Consider the following 2,549-nt stretch of genomic DNA (forward strand, 5'->3'; position numbering starts at 1 on the left):
GAAACTTCGTTCCCTCCTGAGTGGATCCTGAGTACGGCCGGACACGTGAAATCCGGTCGGAAGCAGGGAGGACCATCTCCCAAGGCTAAATACTCCCTAGTGACCGATAGTGAACCAGTACCGTGAGGGAAAGGTGAAAAGCACCCCGGAAGGGGAGTGAAAGAGATCCTGAAACCGTGTGCCTACAAGTAGTCAGAGCCCGTTCATGGGTGATGGCGTGCCTTTTGTAGAATGAACCGGCGAGTTACGATTGCATGCGAGGTTAAGTTGAAGAGACGGAGCCGCAGCGAAAGCGAGTCTGAATAGGGCGAAATAGTATGTAGTCGTAGACCCGAAACCAGGTGATCTACCCATGTCCAGGGTGAAGTCCAGGTAACACTGGATGGAGGCCCGAACCCACGCACGTTGAAAAGTGCGGGGATGAGGTGTGGGTAGCGGAGAAATTCCAATCGAACTTGGAGATAGCTGGTTCTCTCCGAAATAGCTTTAGGGCTAGCCTCACGTAGTTAGAGTCTTGGAGGTAGAGCACTGTTTGGACTAGGGGCCCTCATCGGGTTACCGAATTCAGACAAACTCCGAATGCCAATGACTTATCCGTGGGAGTCAGACTGCGAGTGATAAGATCCGTAGTCAAAAGGGAAACAGCCCAGACCACCAGCTAAGGTCCCAAAGTATACGTTAAGTGGAAAAGGATGTGGAGTTGCTTAGACAACCAGGATGTTGGCTTAGAAGCAGCCACCATTTAAAGAGTGCGTAATAGCTCACTGGTCGAGTGACTCTGCGCCGAAAATGTACCGGGGCTAAACGTATCACCGAAGCTGTGGGTGGACACCTTATGGTGTCCGCGGTAGGAGAGCGTTCTAAGGGCGTTGAAGCTAGACCGTAAGGACTGGTGGAGCGCTTAGAAGTGAGAATGCCGGTATGAGTAGCGAAAGATGAGTGAGAATCTCATCCACCGTATGCCTAAGGTTTCCTGAGGAAGGCTCGTCCGCTCAGGGTTAGTCGGGACCTAAGCCGAGGCCGAAAGGCGTAGGCGATGGACAACAGGTTGATATTCCTGTACCACCTCTTTATCGTTTGAGTGATGGGGGGACGCAGGAGGATAGGGTAAGCGCACTGCTGGATATGTGCGTGTAAGCAGTTAGGCTGGTGAATAGGAAAATCCGTTCACCTTAAGGCTGAGCTGTGATGCCGAGGGAATTATAGTACCGAAGTTCCTGATTCCACACTGCCAAGAAAAGCCTCTAGCGAGATAAAAGGTGCCCGTACCGCAAACCGACACAGGTAGGCGAGGAGAGAATCCTAAGGTGAGCGAGAGAACTCTCGTTAAGGAACTCGGCAAAATGACCCCGTAACTTCGGGAGAAGGGGTGCTTTTTGGGGTGAATAGCCCCGAAGAGCCGCAGTGAATAGGCCCAGGCGACTGTTTAGCAAAAACACAGGTCTCTGCAAAGCCGCAAGGCGAAGTATAGGGGCTGACGCCTGCCCGGTGCTGGAAGGTTAAGAGGAGGGGTTAGCGCAAGCGAAGCTCTGAATCGAAGCCCCAGTAAACGGCGGCCGTAACTATAACGGTCCTAAGGTAGCGAAATTCCTTGTCGGGTAAGTTCCGACCCGCACGAAAGGCGTAACGATCTGGGCACTGTCTCAACGAGAGACTCGGTGAAATTATAGTACCTGTGAAGATGCAGGTTACCCGCGACAGGACGGAAAGACCCCATGGAGCTTTACTGTAGCCTGATATTGAATTTTGGTACAGCTTGTACAGGATAGGTAGGAGCCTGAGAAGCCGGAGCGCCAGCTTCGGTGGAGGCGTCGGTGGGATACTACCCTGGCTGTATTGAAATTCTAACCCGCACCCCTTATCGGGGTGGGAGACAGTGTCAGGTGGGCAGTTTGACTGGGGCGGTCGCCTCCTAAAATGTAACGGAGGCGCCCAAAGGTTCCCTCAGAATGGTTGGAAATCATTCGCAGAGTGTAAAGGCACAAGGGAGCTTGACTGCGAGACCTACAAGTCGAGCAGGGACGAAAGTCGGGCTTAGTGATCCGGTGGTTCCGCATGGAAGGGCCATCGCTCAACGGATAAAAGCTACCCTGGGGATAACAGGCTTATCTCCCCCAAGAGTCCACATCGACGGGGAGGTTTGGCACCTCGATGTCGGCTCATCGCATCCTGGGGCTGTAGTCGGTCCCAAGGGTTGGGCTGTTCGCCCATTAAAGCGGTACGCGAGCTGGGTTCAGAACGTCGTGAGACAGTTCGGTCCCTATCCGTCGTGGGCGCAGGAAATTTGAGAGGAGCTGTCCTTAGTACGAGAGGACCGGGATGGACGCACCGCTGGTGTACCAGTTGTCTTGCCAAAGGCATCGCTGGGTAGCTATGTGCGGACGGGATAAGTGCTGAAAGCATCTAAGCATGAAGCCCCCCTCGAGATGAGATTTCCCATAGCGTCAAGCTAGTAAGATCCCTGAAAGATGATCAGGTTGATAGGTCAGAGGTGGAAGCGCGGTGACGTGTGGAGCTGACTGATACTAATCGATCGAGGACTTAACCAA

The 2,549-nt window shown here is 53.3% G+C and carries 1 rRNA gene; it reads left to right on the plus strand.

The window, feature by feature from the left end:
- Window positions 1-2,549: ribosomal RNA gene (locus KHA99_RS29065) — 23S ribosomal RNA — on the plus strand; the annotation flags it as partial.

The organism is Neobacillus rhizophilus (genome assembly GCF_018343535.1).
Lineage (GTDB): Bacteria > Bacillota > Bacilli > Bacillales > Cytobacillaceae > Neobacillus > Neobacillus rhizophilus.